This is a genomic window from Mesorhizobium sp. (assembly GCF_005063415.1).
Taxonomy (GTDB): Bacteria; Pseudomonadota; Alphaproteobacteria; order Rhizobiales; family Rhizobiaceae; genus Mesorhizobium.
Genome location: NZ_SUEG01000004.1, coordinates 56,693 through 75,203 on the forward strand (window position 1 = coordinate 56,693; position 18,511 = coordinate 75,203).

Sequence of the window (18,511 nt, forward strand, 5' to 3'; positions counted from 1 at the left end):
TGTTGGCAAATGTGACCTCCGGCGGTTTAATCCGCCCACCAGGCGTAGGCGCCGGAGGAGGACCGTTATGACCATGGCTCAGACAAAGGCGGCGTTGCGGCTGCCGATCGACGGGCGCTATCGCCAGATGTTCATCGGCGGTGGCTGGGTCGATGCCCGCTCCGGCCGGACCATGGAGAGCCGCAATCCCGCCACCGGCGCGGTCATCGCCACAGTACCGCGCGGCGACCGCCAGGACATCGACTTGGCGGTGACTGCTGCGCGCAAGGCGTTCGAAGGCCCGTGGAGCCGGTTCAAGCCTTATGAGCGGCAGGTATTGCTGCTGAAGATCGCCGATCTCTTCGAAACGAACTGGGAAGAGATCAGCCGCTCCGACACCACCGACATGGGCATGCCGATCGTGCGCACCCGCGCCAACCGCAACCGCGTCATCGGCATGCTGCGTTACTATGCCGGCATGGCGACGGCGCTGCACGGCGAGACCATCGAAAACTCGCTGCCCGGCGAAATCGTCTCCTTCACCCGCAAGGAGCCGGTCGGTGTCGTCGGCGCCATCATCCCGTGGAACGCACCGACGGCAGCGTCGATCTGGAAGATCGGCCCGGCGCTGGCGACCGGCTGCACCATCGTGCTGAAACCATCGGAAGAGGCGCCGCTGACGCCGTTGTTGATCGCCGACATCATGAACGAAGCCGGCGTCCCGCAAGGCGTCGTCAACATCGTCACCGGCACCGGCACCGAGGCGGGCGCGGCACTCGCCGAGCACATGGGTGTCGACAAGATCGTCTTCACCGGCTCGACGGCGACCGGCCAGTCGATCGTGCGGGCCTCGGCCGGCAACCTCAAGCGCGTCTCCCTGGAACTCGGCGGCAAATCGCCGGTCATCGTCTGCGCCGATGCCGATCTCGACAAAGCGGTGCCGGTGGCGGCAATGTCGGTCTTCGCCAATTCCGGCCAGATCTGCATTGCCGGCTCGCGCCTGTTTGTCGAACGCGCCGTCCATGACGAGTTCATCGAGCGGATGGCGGCATATGCCAAGGGTCTCAGGGTCGGCGACGGCATCGACCCGGCGACCGAGATCGGTCCGCTCGTCTCCGAAAAGCAGTTGCAACGGGTCACCGGTTACCTCGAGGCCGGCACTGCGGAAGGGGCGAAACTCGTCACCGGAGGCACCCGGCTTGTGGAAGGCGTGCTTGCCGCCGGCAATTTCGTCGCGCCGACCGTCTTTGCCGGTGTCTCGGACGAGATGAAGATCGCCCGCGAGGAGATCTTCGGGCCGGTGATTTCGGCATTGCCGTTCGATACGCTGGACGAGGCGGTCGAGCGGGCCAACAACACGCCTTACGGCCTGGCTGCAGGGGTCTTCACCCAAAATCTCGCCACCGCCCACCGGCTGTCGCGAAAGATCCGCGCCGGCTCGGTCTGGGTCAACACCTATCACGCGATCGATCCGGCCGTGCCCTTCGGCGGCTACAAGATGAGCGGCTACGGCCGCGAGGGCGGCGCCGAACACCTCGACGAATATCTCAACACCAAGGGCGTGTTCATCAAGATCGATTGAGCCAGCTAATGCATGTCACGCAAAAGTGTGCAGCGGTTTTGCGATAACGACATGCATAAAAACAAGAATCTAAGGCGCGTCGCATGAGGCCGATCGAACGCGACGCGCTTTAGGCCCAGAAACGAAAAACCCGCCTCAGCGGCGGGTCTCGGGGCGAATCAGCACCATAGCCAAATTACTAGCATAGCTGCCGGCACAAAGCAAGAACAAAATGCAGGGACCGGGCGCATCGCGCGCCCGATCCCTCAAGGCAAGCCTCAGATGACGAACAGCCAGTTGGCGAGGAGCATCACCGCGACGCCAGCGACCAGCGTCAGGTAGGGCAGCATGCCCGCCTTGCGTACCGCAAGGTCGGACGAGTTCATGCCGAGATCGGCCAGCATGTGGTCGGGGAACTTGCCCTTGTCCTGGATGTAGTGGCGGAAGCAGAACACCGGGATGATCAAGGCGGCCGTGATCAGCCCGGCCCACAATGCCATTGGATTCCAGACCTTGGCTCCGGCGCCCATGAAGACCGCGTTGACATAGGCAAAGATCGCGCCGATGCCGAGCAGCCAGCTCGGCGCCTTCCATGGCCGCGCGATATGGCCATTGTCGATGCGATGGATCCAGCCGGCATTGAGGTTGAGGAAGTTGAAGATGATGTAGCCGCAATTCGACACGGCGAGGATGAAGAAGAAGCTCGTCGCGTCGGCCGAAGCGATGGCCAGCACAATCAGGTTGAAGATCAGGTCGGTCCACATCGCCCGCGTCGGCGCACCGTGCTCGTTGACGTGGCTGAGATAGCGCGGCAGCCAGCCGTCGACCGAACCCTGGTAGAGCGTGCGCGAAGAGCCGGCCATCGCCGTCATGATGCAGAGCACCAGCGCCAGTATCATCAGCATGACCAGCAGGCTGTGGATCAGCTGTCCGCCGCCGACCATGCCGGCCAGCGCATCGGCAACGCCGGAGCCGTCGACGATCGGCGTCGCCAGCATGCCGTTCAAGCCGAGCACGCCCTGGAAGGTGAACGGCACCAGGATGAACAGCAGCATGCACAACAGGCCTGAGTAGAAGATCGCCTTGAAGGTATCGGTGCCAGGGTTCTTGAATTCGGAGGTGTAGCAGACGGCAGTCTCGAAACCGTAGGTCGACCATGCCGCGATGAACATGCCGCCGAGCACCAGCGTCCAGCCGGCGATGTTCCACGCACCGGGCTCCGGCGCATAGGCTGCCGCCAGCGGCACCAGCGGGGAGAAATTCGCCCAGTTGATCTGGCCGGTGACGATCGGCACCACGCCGACGATCAGCATCGGGATGATGACCAGCAGGCCGATATATTTCTGCACATTGGCGGTGCCCAGGATGCCGCGATGCTGGATCGAGAAGATAATCAGCATCAGCACCGCGCCGATGAAGAAGGTGGCGTTGAAGGTGAAGGATACCGGGCCCAGCGTGTGCCCATAGAGCGTCCAGTTGCGGATCGCCGGCGTCGCTGCCGCGGTGACCGCGGTGATGGCGTCGGCGGCGCTGGTTCCGGCATGGGCCGCGATATAGGCGGCGACTTCCGGCGAAGTGTCGGTGAACAGCGGCACCGGCGCCAACGCGTTGAGAATATAGGCGGCGGCGATCGAGCAGCCGAGCGACAGCACCGGCGACCAGGCGAACCAGTTGCACCATACCGAAAGCGGCGCGATGAATTTCGAATAGCGCAGCCACGCGGTGGCGCCATAGATCGAGGCGCCGCCGGATTTATTCGGGAACAGCCCGGCGATTTCCGCATAGGTGAAGGACTGCAGGAAGCCCATGACCATGGATACGGTCCAGATCAGGAAGGCCAGCGTTCCGGTTGTGCCGGCGATGCCGCCGATCGAAAACAGGACAAGGGCCGGAACGCCGCTTGCGACCCAGAAGGCGCCGCGCCAATCGATGTTCCGGTGCAGCTGCCCTTCGGCAGGCGACACCAGGGTGGTGACTATCGTGCTCATGTACGTGGATTCCCCATTTTTGATGTTCCCCATCGGCAACAGCCGCAATCTCGCGAGGCGTCATCGACGCTCACGTTGAACGGCCCAGGCGTTTTCCGCTCAGTAGTATTTTATTCTTAGCAGTGAAGATTGACCCAACGCGCTTTCGCGTCAAGCGCTTTGTGACGCTGTGCACATTGCTGTGAAGGACAGGACAAGCAGCCGCATCGCCGAAAGGCCGGACTAAGCCTCCCGTGGGGCGATCGATCAGGAGCGCGGCCTGGTCTTTTGCGGATCGTAATGGGCGAAGGCGACGACGCGCGCCGGCAGCCGCTTGCTGTGGCCGTCGAGCTTGCCGATCTCGACATCGGTGCCGATCGCCGAATGCGCGACGTCGAGCCTGGCCAGCGCGATGGTCTTGTTCAGCACCGGCGAGCGCATGCCGGAGGTGACGACGCCGATCTGGGCCCGGCCGACATGCACGCAATCGCCGTGGCCGACCGCGACATTGGCGTCGATGTCGAGGCCGACCAGCTTCCTCTGCGGATTTTCCTTGCGCCGGATCAGCGCCTCGCGGCCGATGAAATCGTCGCTCTTGGTCTTCAGCGGCACGGTGAAGCCGATGCCGGCCTCGAACGGATCTGTCTGGTCGGAGAACTCGTAGCCGGCAAAGATCAGCCCGGCCTCGATGCGCACCATGTCGAGCGCCTGCAGCCCCATCGGCTTCAGGCCGTGCGGCTGGCCGGCCTGCCAGATCGCGTCGAACGCCTTTTCGGCGTCGCGCGGATGGCACCAGATCTCGTAGCCGAGCTCGCCGGTGTAGCCGGTGCGCGAAACGACGACCGGAATGCCGTTGCCGCCGCCGATGCGGGCGACCGCGAAACGGAACCATTCGAGCTCGTCGATCGACGGCTGCAGCGGCGAGGTCCAGATGATCTGTCGCAGGACGTCGCGGCTTTTCGGTCCCTGCACGGCGACATTGTGCATCTGGTCGGTCGACGAGCGCACCAGCACGGTGAGGCCGAGTTTTTGCGCCGTTTCCCGCAGCCATTCGCCGGATAGATCGTCGCCGCCAACCCAGCGGAAATTATCCTTGCCGAGCCTGAGCAGCGTGCCGTCGTCGATCATGCCGCCATGCTCGTAGCACATGGCCGAATAGACCACCTGGCCGACGCCGAGCTTCTTGATGTCGCGGGTCAGCGTGTATTGCAGCAGCGCCTCGGAGTCCGGCCCGGTGACCTCGAACTTGCGCAGCGGCGACAGGTCCATGATCACGGCGTCCTGCCGGCAGGCCCAGTATTCGTCGATCGGCCCTTGCCTGGCGAAGGAATTGGCCAGCCAATACCCCTTGTACTCGACGAAGTTGCGGGTGTGCTTGGCAAAGCTCGAATGAAAGGCGGTCTGGCGGGTCATTTTCGGTTCCGAATCGGGCGTCATGCGTCTGGCGATCGCTCGCGAGAATTTGTGCTGGCCGGAATATATTCGCACATGGATGTCGGTCAGGTTCCAGCCATTGGCCGGCGTCGTATCGTCGGGGCAGGCGGACGAGACGCAGACAATGTCGGTCAAGGCGCGCAGCAGCACATAGTCGCCCGGCCGCGACCACGGCTCGTCGGAAACCACGACGCCATGCGCGTCAATTGCCGTGTTGAAGAAGAAGTTGATCGCCATCCAGCCGGCGCGGGGCGTCACACCCTTGTCGGCGAGCGCCCGGTTGAAATTCTCCGAGCAGTTGGGATGGCCGGGATAGCCGATGTCGTCGTAATATTTGGCCGCGCAGGCGAGCGCGAATGCATCGTGGCGGCCGCAAGTGTCCTGCACAACCTCGACCAGCGGCTCCATGTCCTGGTCATAATATTTCGAATGCAGGCCGGGCATCGGATAGCTCGAGCCCATCAGTGTGCGCGTCGTCGTCACGTCGAGCGGATGATCGCGCCCCTTGTCCAGCTTGCGCGCCGAAAAGCACTGGAAATCCGTGCATTGGCGCCCGTCGACATCGATGATCTGCAGATAGTCGCCCGCTCTAACGAAATAGGCTTCCGCCGTCGCCGAATGGACGCGCAGGTCGAGCACGGGATCGGCCAGCGGGTCGGCAAGCCTGGATTTCGCCGCCGGGCGGATGGTGGCGCGCCGGACGATGACGCCGAGCGGTGTCGCCGTATCGTGGCCGTCGACCAGCATCGGCCCGCCGGGCGCCGCAATCAGCATCGACCCGTCGCGGACGATGGTGAACCCCTGTTCGGTGCCGGCAGGGGTGGGGCCGCCGAAAACGCGAACCGCCTTGGCCTGGTCGAGCTGCACCTGGCGGCGTTCGAGCCCGCCACGCAAGGAAGCGAGGCTGTCGTCGCCATCGGCCAGCAGCGCCTTGATGCCGGCGGCATTGCTGTTCGATTTCTCGCCGAAAATGCCGGAATCGGTCGCGCCGCTGCTATCCCATGCCAGCAGCTCGCAGGCCTGCCCGCCTTCGACATTGCGCACGCTGATCGTATCGCCGGCCTCGACCTCGATCAGCACCGCGCCGTTGCCCTGGACGGTATAGCGCTCCATCCCGGCCGGCAGCGCGATCTGGCCTGGCCGCAGGATCAGGCTCGGCCGGGGCGGTCCGGCGGCGACGGCGGGGTAGGGCGACTGGCTCATCTCAACCTTGGTTTCGAGAAACAAGTTTGCCTGTGTGTGAAATTATTTTAGCGGGAAGAATAGGGCAGAAGAGCCGGAGTTGGCAAGTGAAGGTGGAGCAACTCGGCCTTATCCTTCCGATTGTCGGCGCTGCCCCTCATTGCCCTCCCGGGGCATTTCTCCCCGTATAGTGACGGGGAGAAAGATCCTGTCACCAACGATTTCGCCAATTATCGGCGTTGCAGGAAAGGCGCAGCCGTCGCGGCAGGCCCCCTTCTCCCCGTCACGATACGGGGAGAAGATGCCGGCAGGCAGATGAGGGGCGGCGCCGACGCAGACAGTTTACCCCAATTCCTCGGAATGCCTGATATCGACGCCATACTCCGCGGCGGCATCGAGCATCGTATGCCACAGGCTTTCGGCAAAGGTTGCAAATACCAGAAGATTGAACACCGCCTGTCCATCCGGCCGGTCATTGCCGCGCCAGAGATTGACGCTGGTGTGATCGACCGAGGTCGCCGCGGCGGTGCCGGCCGGGAACGCCGCCGGGTGCAGGTCCAGCGACGACAGTTTGGCCAGAATCGCGCGCGCCTTTTCTCCCGAGACGCTGATCAGCGCGCGGGCATCCGACTGGTCGGACAGCGAGCCGGATTGCGCAAACGCCTGGCTCAGCGGTTCGATCGCGTGCTTGCCGCCGTTGCACAGGACCAGGAACTGATCCGGTCCCGACCAGATCAGCGTAGCGTCGGCAACTCGGACCGCCTTGGGCGTTCCCGGGGCGGCAACGCCGAAGCGGGTTTCGGCAGCCTTCGCCAGTTCTGCTGCTTTGCCGCGCCGCGCCATCACCTGGATCAGGTCGAAATTGCGGATCTCGGTGAGCGATACGCCGGCCGCCGTGCCGCGCGCGCCACAGGCGCCGACGACAAGGGCGTGCTCCAGCGGACTGCGGGCAATCCAGGAAAACTCAGCCACGCTGGCGTCCTCCATCCGGATCGTAGAAGACGGGACTGCATAGCTCGACATCGTAATCTTCGCCGCGCAGCGGATCATGGGCATGGACAATCTCGCCAATCCGCTCGCGGCCGCGCTCGACCAGGCCAAGCCCGATCCACTGGTCGAGCATGGGCGAAAAGCAGACCGAGGTGACGTAGCCCTGGTCGTTATCGGGACCGGGTGTCTTGTCCTTCGGGATGATATGCGCGCCGGAGCGCAGGCGGCGTGTCTTGTCGACCGGCTTGATGCCGACCACGACCTGCCGGTCCGGCGCAACCAGCATCTCGCGCCTCGCCATGACGCGGCCGATGAAGTCTTTCTTGGTCGACATCATCTTGCCGAGGCCGAGGTCGGCGGCCGTCGTCGTGCCGTTCAGCTCCGGGCCGGCGACATGGCCCTTTTCGATGCGCATGACGCCGAGTGCCTCGGTGCCGTACGGCGTTACGCCGAACGGCTTGCCGGCCAGCATCAAATTGCGCACCAGCGCGTCGCCGTAACGCGCCGGAACCGAGATCTCGAACGCCATCTCGCCGGAGAATGAGATGCGGAACAGCCGCGCCTTGATGCCGCCGCGTAGCGCGACTTCCCGCGCGCCCATGAAGGGAAAGCCTTCGTTCGATAGGTCCTCGGCCGGATCGACGATTTCCCTCAGCAGATCTCGTGTCTTCGGTCCGGCGATCGAGAATTGCGCCCACTGGTCAGTGACCGACGTCAGTTGCACGTCGAGTTCCGCAAACAGCACCTGCCGGCAGAATTCGAGATGCTGCATCACCGGCCCGGCCTTGGCGGTCGTGGTGGTCAGGAAATAATGATTCTCAGCCAGCCGCGACGTGGTGCCGTCGTCATAGACGATGCCGTCCTCGCGCAGCATCAGCCCGTAGCGGGCCTTGCCCACGGCGAGATTTGAGAAGGTGTTGATGTAGACGCGGTCAAGGAAGGCGCCGGCATCCGGGCCGTGCACGTCGATCTTGCCGAGCGTCGAGACGTCGCAGAAGCCGACGCCGCCGCGCACTGCCTTGACCTCGCGGGTGACCGATTCCAGCCAGTCCTTCTCACCGGCGCGGGGATACCATTGCGCACGCCTCCACAGGCCCGTGTCGACAAAGATCGCGCCTTGCTCGGCGGCCCAGTGGTGCGACGGCGTCAGCCTTGTGGCATGGAAATTCTCGTCGCGGTGGTGGCCGGCGAACGCGCCGATGGCGACCGGCACGTAAGGCGGCCGGTAGATGGTCGTGCCCGTCTCGGGAATGGATTTGCCGCTGACCACCGCCATGATGGCGAGGCCGGCGACGTTCGACGTCTTGCCCTGGTCTGTAGCCATGCCGAGCGTCGTGTAGCGCTTCAGGTGCTCGACGGATTCGAAGCCCTCGCGCTGCGCCAGTTCGATGTCCGATGCAGTGACGTCGTGCTGGTAGTCGACAAAGGCCTTGCCCTTACCGGCAACATGCCAGAGCGGGGTGAGCGAAAAATCCTCGTCATCGGCGACCGGTGGCGCGCCGGCATTACCGCTGCGTCCCGCATCCCGTGCCGCTGCCGCACCCGCAGCAAAACCCTGGCGCAGGCAGGAGCCAAGCCCGAACGCTCCGTTGGCGGCACCCACGGCCACCATGCCGGGTGGGGCGCTATCCGGCACGAAGGCCGCGATGTCATCGCGCCATTTCGGCCGGCCGCGATGGTAGGATGTCAGCCCGACTGCCGGGTTCCAGCCGCCGGAGACGGCAAGTCCGTCGGCTTCGACCTCGGCCCGTGCGCCGCCGGTGAGCGCCACCGCGATTTTCCGAACGCCGTCCTTGCCGCCCTCGACTCCGCTGACGGAACCGTTAAGCACGGCAAAGCCGCCCTTGGCGGCGAGCGCGCGATGCGCGGCGGACACGTCCGGGCGCGCATCGATGACCGCCGCGATTTGCAACCCGGCGGCAAGTGCGGTCTCGACGGTGCGCCAGCCGTCCTCATTGTTGGTGAACAGGGCGATCCGCTTTGCCGGCGTCGCCGCGTAGCGCGCGACATAGGTCCGCATTGCCGAAGCCATCATCACGCCGGGCGTGTCGTTGCCGGCAAAGACGATCGGCCGCTCAATGGCGCCGGCGGCAACGACGCAGCGCCTAGCCACGATGCGCCACAGCCGCTGGCGCACCTGGTGCTCGGGCGGCGAGGGCAGGTGGTCGTTGACTCGCTCGATCGCGCCATAGGTGCCGCCATCATAGACGCCGAACAGTATCGTGCGGTTCATGATGCGGACATCGGGCAGCGTCGCGAGTTCCCCCAGCGCGCGCGTAATCCATTCGGCGGCCGGCACGCCGTCGATCGTGCCGCCGTCGGCAAGCAGACGGCCGCCGAACGCAAAATCTTCCTCGCACAAGATGACACGGGCGCCGCTGCGCCCGGCCGCCAATGCCGCCGCGAGCCCGGCAGGGCCGGAACCGGCGATCAGCACGTCGCAATGCGCCCACGCCTTGTCGTAATGGTCGGGATCAGCGACGCCGGCGGCGCGGCCGAGACCGGCTGCGCGGCGGATCGCCGGCTCGTAAACCGCTTCCCAGAATTTCGCCGGCCACATGAAGGTCTTGTAGTAGAAGCCGGCGACGAAGATCGGCGCAAACAGCTGGTTGACCGCCATCAGATCGTGGCGCAGCGATGGCCAGCGGTTCTGGCTCGCGGCTTCGAGCCCGTCATAAAGCTCGGCCGTGGTCGCCTTGGTGTTCGGCTCGCGCCGCGCTCCCGTGCGCAACTCAACCAGTGCGTTGGGCTCTTCGGATCCAGCGGTCAGGATGCCGCGCGGCCGATGGTATTTGAACGAGCGGCCGACCAGCTTGATGCCATTGGCGATCAGCGCCGAGGCCAGCGTGTCGCCTTGGAAGCCGGCAAGGCTCTTGCCGTCGAAGCGGAAGCCAAGCGGCGCGGCGCGATCGATGAGACCGCCGCTCTCAAGCCGGTGTGTCTGCGCAGGGCCAACCATCAAGCGCCCACCTGCCTCGCACCGACGCCCGCAGCCGGCTCGACCGACGAAATCTCGTGCGTCAGCGTGTTGCGGGCGATCTTCAGCCAGGCCCGGCAGCCGCCGCCATGGTACCAGAATTCGCTCATCGGCCCGGCGACATTGTCGCGCAGGTAGACATAGTCGAAGACCTCGTTTTCGGTGGCGCCGGCCGCTGGACGCGCCGGCTTGGCGTCGCCAAGATAGGTGAATTCCCCGAGTTCGCGTTCGCCGCAGAAGGGACAGACAATACGCATGCTCTTTCAGCCAGCCTTCAATGCAGATTCGGTTGGGCGCCCTGGCCCTTTTCGTCGATCAGAGCGCCCAGCCGGAACCGGTCGAGGCGGAAGCGCGCCGCCTCCTTGTGCGGCTCGTCGCGTGCCAGAAGATGGGCAAAGACGAGCCCGGAGCCGGGCGTCGCCTTGAAGCCGCCATAGCACCAGCCGGCGTTGAGATACAGTCCGTCGACCGGCGTCTTGTCGATGATCGGCGAGCCGTCCATCGACATGTCCATGATGCCGCCCCACTGGCGCAGAAGCCGTATCCGGCCGATCATCGGCATCAGCGCCATGCCGCCTTCGCAGACGTCTTCCATGACAGGCAGATTGCCGCGCTGGGCGTAGGAATTGTAGCCGTCTATGTCGCCGCCGAAGACCAGCCCGCCCTTGTCGGATTGGCTTACGTAGAAATGCCCGGCGCCGAAGGTCATGACATTGGGGATCAGCGGCTTGATCGCTTCGGAGACGAAGGCCTGCAGCACATGACTTTCGATCGGCAGCCGCATGCTGGCCATCGCCGCGACGCGCGACGAGGAGCCGGCGACCGCCATGCCGACCTTGGCCGCACCGATCCTGCCGCGCGATGTCTCGACGCCGGTCACCTTGCCGTTGCCATCGCGGACAAAGCCGGTCACTTCGCAATTCTGGATGATGTCGACGCCGAGCGCGCTAGCCGCATGCGCATAGCCCCAGACCACGGCGTCGTGCCGTGCCGTGCCGCCGCGTCGCTGCAAAAGCCCGCCCTGCACCGGAAAGCGCGCATTGTCGAAGTTCAGGAACGGCATCATCTTCCTGACCGCCGCCAGATCGAGCAGTTCGGCGTCGATGCCGTTGATGCGCATGGTGTTGCCGCGCCGCGCATAGGCGTCGCGCTGTGCGTCGGAATGGTAGAGATTGATGACGCCGCGCTGGCTGACCATGGTGTTGTAGTTGAGGTCCTGCTCCATCCGTTCCCACAGCTTCATCGACAGCTCGTAGAAGCCGGTATTGCCGGGCAGCCCGTAATTGGAGCGGATGATGGTGGTGTTGCGGCCGGCATTGCCGGAGCCGATCCAGCCTTTTTCCAGTACCGCGACATTCCTGATGCCGTATTCGCTGGCGAGGAACCATGCCGTCGCCAGGCCATGGCCGCCGCCGCCGATGATCACCACGTCGTAGTGGCTTTTCGGGCTGGCGTCGCGCCAGGTGCGCTGCCAGTTCTTGTGGCCGGAAAATGCCGCCCGGGCGAGGGAGAAGATCGAGTATTTCATGAACCTGTTTCGCGCCGGGCGTGCAACAATTCCGGATCAGATGTCGAGCGTGTGGTCGCGCTCCCACTGGGTGAAGTGGGAAGCATAGGAATTCCATTCCTGCTGCTTGAGCTTTAGATAAGCCGACGAGAATTCCTCACCCAGCGCCGCCTTGAGCGATTTGTCGTTGTCAAACTCGCGCAACGCGTCGAGCAGGTTGAGCGGCAGCTTCGGCGCCCCTTCGACCGTATGGCCGAACTGGTACATGTCGATGTCGTAGCGCCGGCCGGGATCGGCCTTGGAGCGGACACCGTCGAGGCCGGCGGCGATGATCACGGCCTGCAGCAGATAGGGGTTTGCCGCGCCGTCCGGCAGGCGCAGCTCGAAGCGGCCGGGGCCGGGCACGCGCACCATATGGGTGCGGTTGTTGCCCGTCCAGGTCACTGTGTTCGGCGCCCAGGTGGCGCCGGAGATGGTGCGCGGTGCGTTGATGCGCTTGTAGGAATTGACCGTCGGGTTGGTGATGGCGGCAAGCGCGGAAGCATGTTTCATGATGCCGCCGAGGAAATTCCTGCCCTTGGCCGACAGGCCGAGCTCCATCGCATTGTCGGCGAAGACATTGGTCTTGCCGTCCCTGTCCCACACCGAGATATGCGCATGGCAGCCATTGCCGGTCAGGCCCTGGAAGGGTTTCGGCATGAAGGTCGCGCGCAGGCCGTGCTTTTCGGCAACCGACTTCACCATGAATTTGAAGAAGGAATGCTTGTCGGCGGTCGCCAGCGCATCGTCGAAGGCCCAGTTCATCTCGAACTGGCCGTTGGCGTCCTCGTGGTCGTTCTGATAGGCGCCCCAGCCGAGCGCCAGCATGTGGTCGCAGATCTCGGCGATGACGTCATAGCGGCGCATCACCGCCTGCTGGTCGTAGCAGGGCTTCGACGCCGTGTCGTATTCGTCGGAAATCGTCTTGCCGTCCGGCGAGATCAGGAAGAATTCGGCCTCGACGCCGGTCTTGATGTGCATGCCGTCGCCAGCGGCCTCCGCGATCAGCCGCTTCAGCGTGTTGCGCGGCGCCTGCTCGACCGATTTGTCGTCCATGATGCAGTTGGCGGCGACCCAGGCGACCTCCGGCTTCCACGGCAACTGGATCACCGAATCCGGATCCGGCACCGCCAGCATGTCGGGATGAGCCGGCGTCAGGTCGAGCCAGGTGGCAAAGCCGGCAAAGCCGGCACCGTCCCGCTGCATGTCGGCGATCGCCTGCGCCGGCACCAGCTTGGCACGCTGCCCACCGAACAGGTCGGTGTAGGATATCATGAAATATTTGACGCCCTTCTCCTTGGCGAAGGCGGCGAGATCGTTCCCCATTATAATTCCTCGCTTACTGGGATTTTTGGTTTGTCTTAGAAGCCGTTCTTGCCCGGTATCCAGTTGGTGCCGGCCAGCGGCACGCCGGCCATGGCGGCGGCTTCGATCGTCAAGGCCACAAGATCCTCGGGCTCGAGATTGTGCAGGCTGTTCTTGCCGCAGGCGCGGGCGATTGTCTGAGCCTCAAGTGTCATCACCTTAAGATAATTCGCCAGCCGTCGTCCGGCCGCAATCGGATCGACCCGTTTCATTAGCTCGGGATCCTGCGTGGTGATGCCGGCCGGGTCGCGTCCCTCATGCCAGTCGTCATAGGCGCCGGCGGTGGTGCCGAGCTCGTTGTATTCCGCTTCCCAGCGCGGGTCGTTGTCGCCCAGCGCGACAAGCGCTGCCGTGCCGATCGACACCGCGTCGACGCCAAGCGCCAGCGCCTTGGCGACGTCGGCGCCGTTGCGTATGCCGCCGGAGACGATCAGCTGCACCTTGCGGTGCATGCCGAGATCCTGCAGCGCCTGCACAGCCGGCCTGATGCAGGCAAGCGTCGGCTGGCCGACATTTTCGATGAACACTTCCTGGGTTGCCGCCGTGCCGCCCTGCATGCCGTCGACGACGACAACGTCGGCGCCCGATTTCACCGCAAGCGCGGTATCGTAATACGGCCGCGCGCCGCCGACCTTGACGTAGATCGGCTTTTCCCAGTCGGTGATCTCGCGCAGTTCGAGGATCTTGATCTCGAGGTCGTCCGGCCCGGTCCAGTCGGGGTGGCGCGAGGCCGAGCGCTGGTCGATGCCTTTCGGCAGCGTGCGCATTTCGGCGACGCGGTCGGAGATCTTCTGGCCGAGCAGCATGCCGCCGCCGCCGGGCTTGGCGCCCTGGCCAACAACGACTTCGATCGCATCGGCGCGGCGCAGATCGCGTGGGTTCATGCCGTAGCGCGACGGCAGATACTGGTAGATCAGCGTCTTCGAATGGCCGCGCTCTTCCTCGGTCATCCCGCCGTCGCCGGTGGTGGTCGAGGTGCCGGACAGCGTTGCGCCGCGGCCGAGCGCTTCCTTGGCCGGGCCGGACAGCGAGCCGAAGCTCATGCCGGCGATGGTGATCGGGATTTTCAATTCGATCGGTTTCTTCGCATAGCGGGAACCGAGCACGACGCTGGTGTCGCAGCGCTCACGATAGCCTTCGAGCGGATAGCGCGAGATCGAGGCGCCGAGGAACAGAAGGTCGTCGAAATGCGGCAGCTTGCGCTTGGCGCCGGCGCCCCTGATATCATAGATGCCGGTCGCCGCGGCGCGGCGGATCTCGGAAAGGGTGTAGTCGTCGAAGGTCGCGGATTTGCGCGGCGTCGTCGGCGGGTTGCGATAGGTCATTGAGCCTCAATACGCGTCGGCGTTGTCGATATTGAAATTGTAAAGCGTGCGCGCCGAGCCGTAGCGCTTGAACTCCGCCGCCTTGACGCCGGTCACGCCGGCGCGGTCGAGCAAGCCTTGCAGCAGTTCGAGATACTCCGGCCGCATCTCCTTGGCGATGCAGTCGGCGCCGAGGCTTTCGACCTTGCCGCGCACGAAAAGCCGTGCCTCGTAGATGGAATCGCCGAGCGCATCGCCGGCATCGCCCAGCACCACGAGGTTGCCGGACTGCGCCATGAAGGCCGACATGTGGCCGATATTGCCATGGACGACGATGTCGATGCCTTTCATCGAGATGCCGCAGCGCGACGACGCGTTGCCTTCGATGACCAGCAACCCGCCCCTGCCGGTGGCGCCGGCATACTGGCTGGCATCGCCTTTGACGATGATCTGGCCGGACATCATGTTCTCGCCGACGCCGGGTCCCGCCGAGCCATGCACGGTGATGGTGCCGCCGTCGTTCATCCCGCCGCAATAATAGCCGACGCTGCCGCGCACATCGATGGCGACCGGCTGGTCGACGCCGACGGCGACCGAATGGCTGCCTCGCGGGTGCAGTACTTCCCAGGCGGTTTCGTTCGAACCGGGCGCCAAATCGTGCAGCGCCTGGTTGAGCTCGCGCAGCGACATTTCGGCCAGGTCGAAGACCCGTGACGCATGGCTCTGTTCGCGACCCGCCTTGGAGAGGTTGATTGCCGGCATTGGTTCAATGCTCCCAGAAATAGACGGTTGCGGGCTCGGGTTCCCAGACCTTCGCATTGTCTATGCCGGGCAGTTTGGTGAGCGCACGATATTCCGAGCCGAAGGCGACATACTGGTCGGTTTCGGCCATTACGGCAGGCTTGCAGGCGATCGGATCGCGCACCACGCCAAAGCCGTTCTTGGTGCCGACGACGAAGGTGAAAAAGCCGTCGAGGTCGCTCAGCGTGCCTTCCAGCGCCTCGCCGAGGTTCTTGCCATGCGCCATCTGCGAGGAGAGATAGGCGGCAGCGACCTCGGTATCGTTCTCGGTCTCGAATATCATGCCTTCGCGGATCAGCTCGCGCCGGACATTGTTGTGGTTGGACAGCGAGCCATTGTGCACCAGGCACTGGTCGGCGCCGGTCGAGAACGGATGCGCGCCCATCGTTGTCACCGCCGATTCGGTCGCCATGCGGGTATGGCCGATGCCGTGCGTGCCGGTCATCTCGCGGACGCCGAAACGGTCGACGACCGCTTCCGGCAAGCCGACTTCCTTGTAGATCTCGACGACGTCGCCGGCACCCATGATGCGGATGTCGGGGCGCAGCGCCTGGATCGCCTCACGCGCTTCGTCGATCTTGGCAGGCGTCGTCCGGACCACCGCATGCGTCGACTTTGCAGCAATGCTCACCGGCGCACCGATCGCCTTGGCGAGTTCGGCGTCGAGGCCGCGGAAATCGTGCTCCGGCTTGGCCGACTGGATGGTGATCTTGGCTTCATTGGAGGACGCGCCATAGATGGCGATGCCGGCGCTGTCGGGACCGCGATCGCTGAGCGAGATCAGCATCTCCGACAGCATCGCGCCAAGCTGGGGTTCGAGCGACTTGTCCTTCAAAAACAGTCCGACGATTCCGCACATGTCAGGCTCCCGAGATTTGTTCCCTTGGAGATGTATCGAATGCGTCCGGGGAATTCAATTGGTATGAAAAAAATTTTCCTGTCGTTATATATCGGCTGAGGCGCCGCCGACCGCACTATCGCCGCGCGCGCCGCCATTGTGAACCCATTTGGCATAGCGGATGCGCGCGATCTTGTAGGCATCCAGGATCGACAGGGCATAGATCAGGAAGCCGCCGGCATGGCGTCCGATGAAGCTGGCGTCGGGCGGCGCGATCTTGGCGGTGACCCAGGCGAGGATCACCATGAAGAACAGGAACTGCAGGCCACGCACTGGCACGCCGAGCACGACATGCCCGCTCGCCGGCAAGACGATCGCAGCGCCGAGAACCAGATAGGGGTTCGGTGGTGCGGGGGAGGTGGTGATCTGGCTGGTCATGCCGCCTGCCGTTCGCTTTGATTGATGGCATCGCGCAGCGCCGAAGCCGACGACAGCAGCCTCTCGATCAGCGCCGGATCGAGCCTGACCGTGCCGAATTCAGCTTGCCGGAATACGCCGTAGCGCGCCCGTTCGGCCTCGGCCAGCAGCCAGACGATGCGCACGCCGTTCGGCGTGATCAGCAGTTCCTTGGCGCGCCCCTCGGCAAAGATGTCGAGGTGACCAGCGATAAGAGCCTCGGGAAAGCGCACGCCCTTGCGGTCGCTCCGCAGCACCGCCTCGGCCGGAAATCCAGCCGCCTTCGGCAGCGTATGGTCGAGATGATCGAAATTGGAAAAGGTCGTCGGCGATCCCGGCCGCATCATCATGTCGAAAGTGCCTGGTATCGCGACCTTTTCGGTGATCGAAACGCTCAGCCAGCGCGCCGGCAGCTTCCTTATCGCCAGCGTGTCGACGATCGTCCGTACCTGCACCCGTCGGCCGTTCCACGAGCCGGCGAAGGTGACGACGCCGGCAGTGCCGTCCGGGATGTTGGCCGCGTTGGGGATGACGGTGCGGATTCCGGCTTCCTCGGCGGCAAGTGCGGCCAAGGCCTTGATGCGGCTGGCGCGCGCAAGCCAGGCGAAATGAAGGACGAGAGCCAGGGCAACCGCCCCGGCGAGCACTGCTGAGATCACCTAACGCACCTTGTCACGCAAATGTCCGCCCGACAGGGCGCGCCTCCCGTCAGTAGCCCTGCGGCTTCGGCCACGGCATGGTGAACTGCGCACCGCGGCGCACGAATTTGTAGCGGTAGAAGTGGAACCACAGCGAGATCAGGAAGTAGAAGGCGACCATGGCGATCAGCTGCGAGCCGAAGCCGAGGAAGATCGCAAAGAAGGTGACCACGCAAAGGCAGAACAGCACGATCGCGGGCAGCGGATGGAAGGGATGGGTGTAGCCGCGGCGGATCGAGCCGAGCGGCCACTTCTTCCTGAACATGATGATGTTGATGCTCATGAAGGTGTATTGCAGCACGCCCGACAGGATCGAGAAGGTGATCGCCTGGTTGAGGTCGGCGATGAAGGCGAAGGCCAGCGCGATCGGCAGCAGGAACAGGATCGAGCGATAGGGCGTGCGGTATTTCGGATGCACCGCCGAGAACCAGGTCGGCAGATAGCGGTCGCGGCCGAGCGAGAACCAGGCGCGCGCGGCGTCGTTGATGCAGCCATTGGCGGAGGCGAGTGCGGCAAGCAGCGTCGCGATGAACAACAGGTTCTCCAGCAGCGCACTGCCGGTCAATTTGCCTGCGTCCCACAGCGGATAGTAGGTGATGCCGAGATATTCCCACGGCATCAGCGAGGCGCAGACATACCAGGTCATGGCGGCCGCGATCAGAAGCGTGATCATGCCGGCCATCGTGCCGTAGGGCAGCGAGCGCGCCGGTGAGCGCACTTCCTCGGCGGCCTGCGTGGTGCCCTCGATGCCGAGATAATACCAGATGCCGAACTGGAAGGCGGCGATGACGCCGATCCAGCCATAGGGCAGGGCGTTGCCGGGGGTGACCAGCTCGTTCAGCTTCAGCACGGCGCCTTGCGTCCACGGGCTGACCGAGAAGAACAGGATAACGATCGAGACATAGGCGATCGCGGTGATGACGAAGTTGACGTTGAGCGTCATCAGCACGCCGCGATAGTTCAGCCATGCCAGCACGACGATTGTCGCGGCGATGAAGGAATTGTGGTTGAGGCCCTCGACGCCGGCCTTGGCGACGATCGTGTCGCCGAGCAGGATAGCGTCCGACACTTCGAGCATGGTGTAGGCAAAGACCAGGAACAGCGCGACGTTGAAGGCCATCAGCGGCCCGACAATGTGCTTTGCCTGCGCATATTGGCCGCCGGCGGCAGCGACCGTCGAGGTGACTTCGGAATCGATCATGGCGACCGAGGTGTAGAGCAGGCCGACAATCCAGCAGACGATCAGCGCCGCCAGCGCGCCGCCCTTGTCCGCCGCGAAATTCCAGCCGGTGAATTCGCCGACCAGAACGATGCCGACGCCGAGCGCCCAGACATGGGCGGGGCCGAGCACCCTGAGCAGCGAAACCCTGTCGCCTTGCACTTGCACCGCTGGTTCAGCCGTGATCGTCATCG

General features: G+C 64.3%; 14 protein-coding genes. 1 reads left to right on the forward strand and 13 read right to left on the reverse strand.

All coding sequences use genetic code 11. From position 1 onward, the window contains the following. Positions 1-67 precede the first annotated feature (67 nt). Entirely contained in the window at positions 68-1,561 is a 1,494-nt protein-coding gene (locus tag E5W70_RS02405; RefSeq protein ID WP_292653862.1) for an aldehyde dehydrogenase family protein, read from the forward strand. Positions 1,562-1,818: 257 nt separating this feature from the next. On the opposite strand, the gene E5W70_RS02410 is transcribed toward E5W70_RS02405, so the two are convergent. The 13 genes from E5W70_RS02410 to E5W70_RS02470 all read right to left on the reverse strand — a co-directional run bounded on the left by E5W70_RS02410 (position 1,819) and on the right by E5W70_RS02470 (position 18,509). After that, positions 1,819-3,528, reverse strand: coding sequence for an APC family permease (locus E5W70_RS02410; RefSeq protein ID WP_292653863.1), 1,710 nt, complete (start codon positions 3,526-3,528; stop codon positions 1,819-1,821). Positions 3,529-3,774: 246 nt separating this feature from the next. After that, positions 3,775-6,144 (reverse strand): aminomethyltransferase family protein, encoded by a 2,370-nt coding sequence (locus E5W70_RS02415; RefSeq protein WP_292653864.1) that lies wholly within the window; start codon positions 6,142-6,144, stop codon positions 3,775-3,777. Between the two features lie 321 nt (positions 6,145-6,465). Beyond that, on the reverse strand, positions 6,466-7,095 hold the full coding sequence (locus tag E5W70_RS02420; protein ID WP_292653865.1) for a sarcosine oxidase subunit gamma family protein: 630 nt from the start codon (positions 7,093-7,095) through the stop codon (positions 6,466-6,468). Beyond that, positions 7,088-10,072, reverse strand: a complete 2,985-nt coding sequence (locus E5W70_RS02425; RefSeq protein WP_292653866.1) for a sarcosine oxidase subunit alpha — start codon at positions 10,070-10,072, stop codon at positions 7,088-7,090. The genes E5W70_RS02420 and E5W70_RS02425 overlap by 8 nt, the downstream gene beginning before the upstream one ends. After that, positions 10,072-10,347 carry a sarcosine oxidase subunit delta gene (locus E5W70_RS02430; protein ID WP_292653867.1) on the reverse strand — a complete coding sequence of 92 codons (276 nt, stop codon included), beginning with the start codon at positions 10,345-10,347 and terminating at the stop codon, positions 10,072-10,074. Before E5W70_RS02430 ends, E5W70_RS02425 begins: the two co-directional genes overlap by 1 nt. Before the next feature lie 17 nt (positions 10,348-10,364). After that, complete coding sequence (locus E5W70_RS02435; RefSeq protein WP_292653868.1) at positions 10,365-11,618, reverse strand: sarcosine oxidase subunit beta family protein; 1,254 nt, start codon at positions 11,616-11,618, stop codon at positions 10,365-10,367. Between the two features lie 36 nt (positions 11,619-11,654). After that, a complete protein-coding gene (gene glnT, locus E5W70_RS02440) occupies positions 11,655-12,962 on the reverse strand; it encodes a type III glutamate--ammonia ligase (protein ID WP_292653869.1) in 1,308 nt (435 codons plus the stop codon). A gap of 35 nt (positions 12,963-12,997) precedes the next feature. Then, entirely contained in the window at positions 12,998-14,326 is a 1,329-nt protein-coding gene (locus E5W70_RS02445) for an FMN-binding glutamate synthase family protein (protein WP_292653870.1), read from the reverse strand. A 6-nt stretch (positions 14,327-14,332) separates the two neighbouring features. Then, positions 14,333-15,067: a GXGXG domain-containing protein gene (locus E5W70_RS02450; RefSeq protein WP_292653871.1), complete on the reverse strand. Its 735-nt coding sequence runs from the start codon at positions 15,065-15,067 to the stop codon at positions 14,333-14,335. A 4-nt stretch (positions 15,068-15,071) separates the two neighbouring features. Then, positions 15,072-15,965 carry a glutamine amidotransferase family protein gene (locus E5W70_RS02455; RefSeq protein WP_292653872.1) on the reverse strand — a complete coding sequence of 298 codons (894 nt, stop codon included), beginning with the start codon at positions 15,963-15,965 and terminating at the stop codon, positions 15,072-15,074. Positions 15,966-16,049: 84 nt separating this feature from the next. Beyond that, positions 16,050-16,382, reverse strand: coding sequence for a hypothetical protein (locus E5W70_RS02460; RefSeq protein WP_292653873.1), 333 nt, complete (start codon positions 16,380-16,382; stop codon positions 16,050-16,052). Then, positions 16,379-17,059: a hypothetical protein gene (locus E5W70_RS02465; protein WP_292653874.1), complete on the reverse strand. Its 681-nt coding sequence runs from the start codon at positions 17,057-17,059 to the stop codon at positions 16,379-16,381. The genes E5W70_RS02460 and E5W70_RS02465 overlap by 4 nt, the downstream gene beginning before the upstream one ends. Before the next feature lie 49 nt (positions 17,060-17,108). Further along, positions 17,109-18,509: an amino acid permease gene (locus tag E5W70_RS02470; RefSeq protein ID WP_292653875.1), complete on the reverse strand. Its 1,401-nt coding sequence runs from the start codon at positions 18,507-18,509 to the stop codon at positions 17,109-17,111. Positions 18,510-18,511 lie beyond the last annotated feature (2 nt).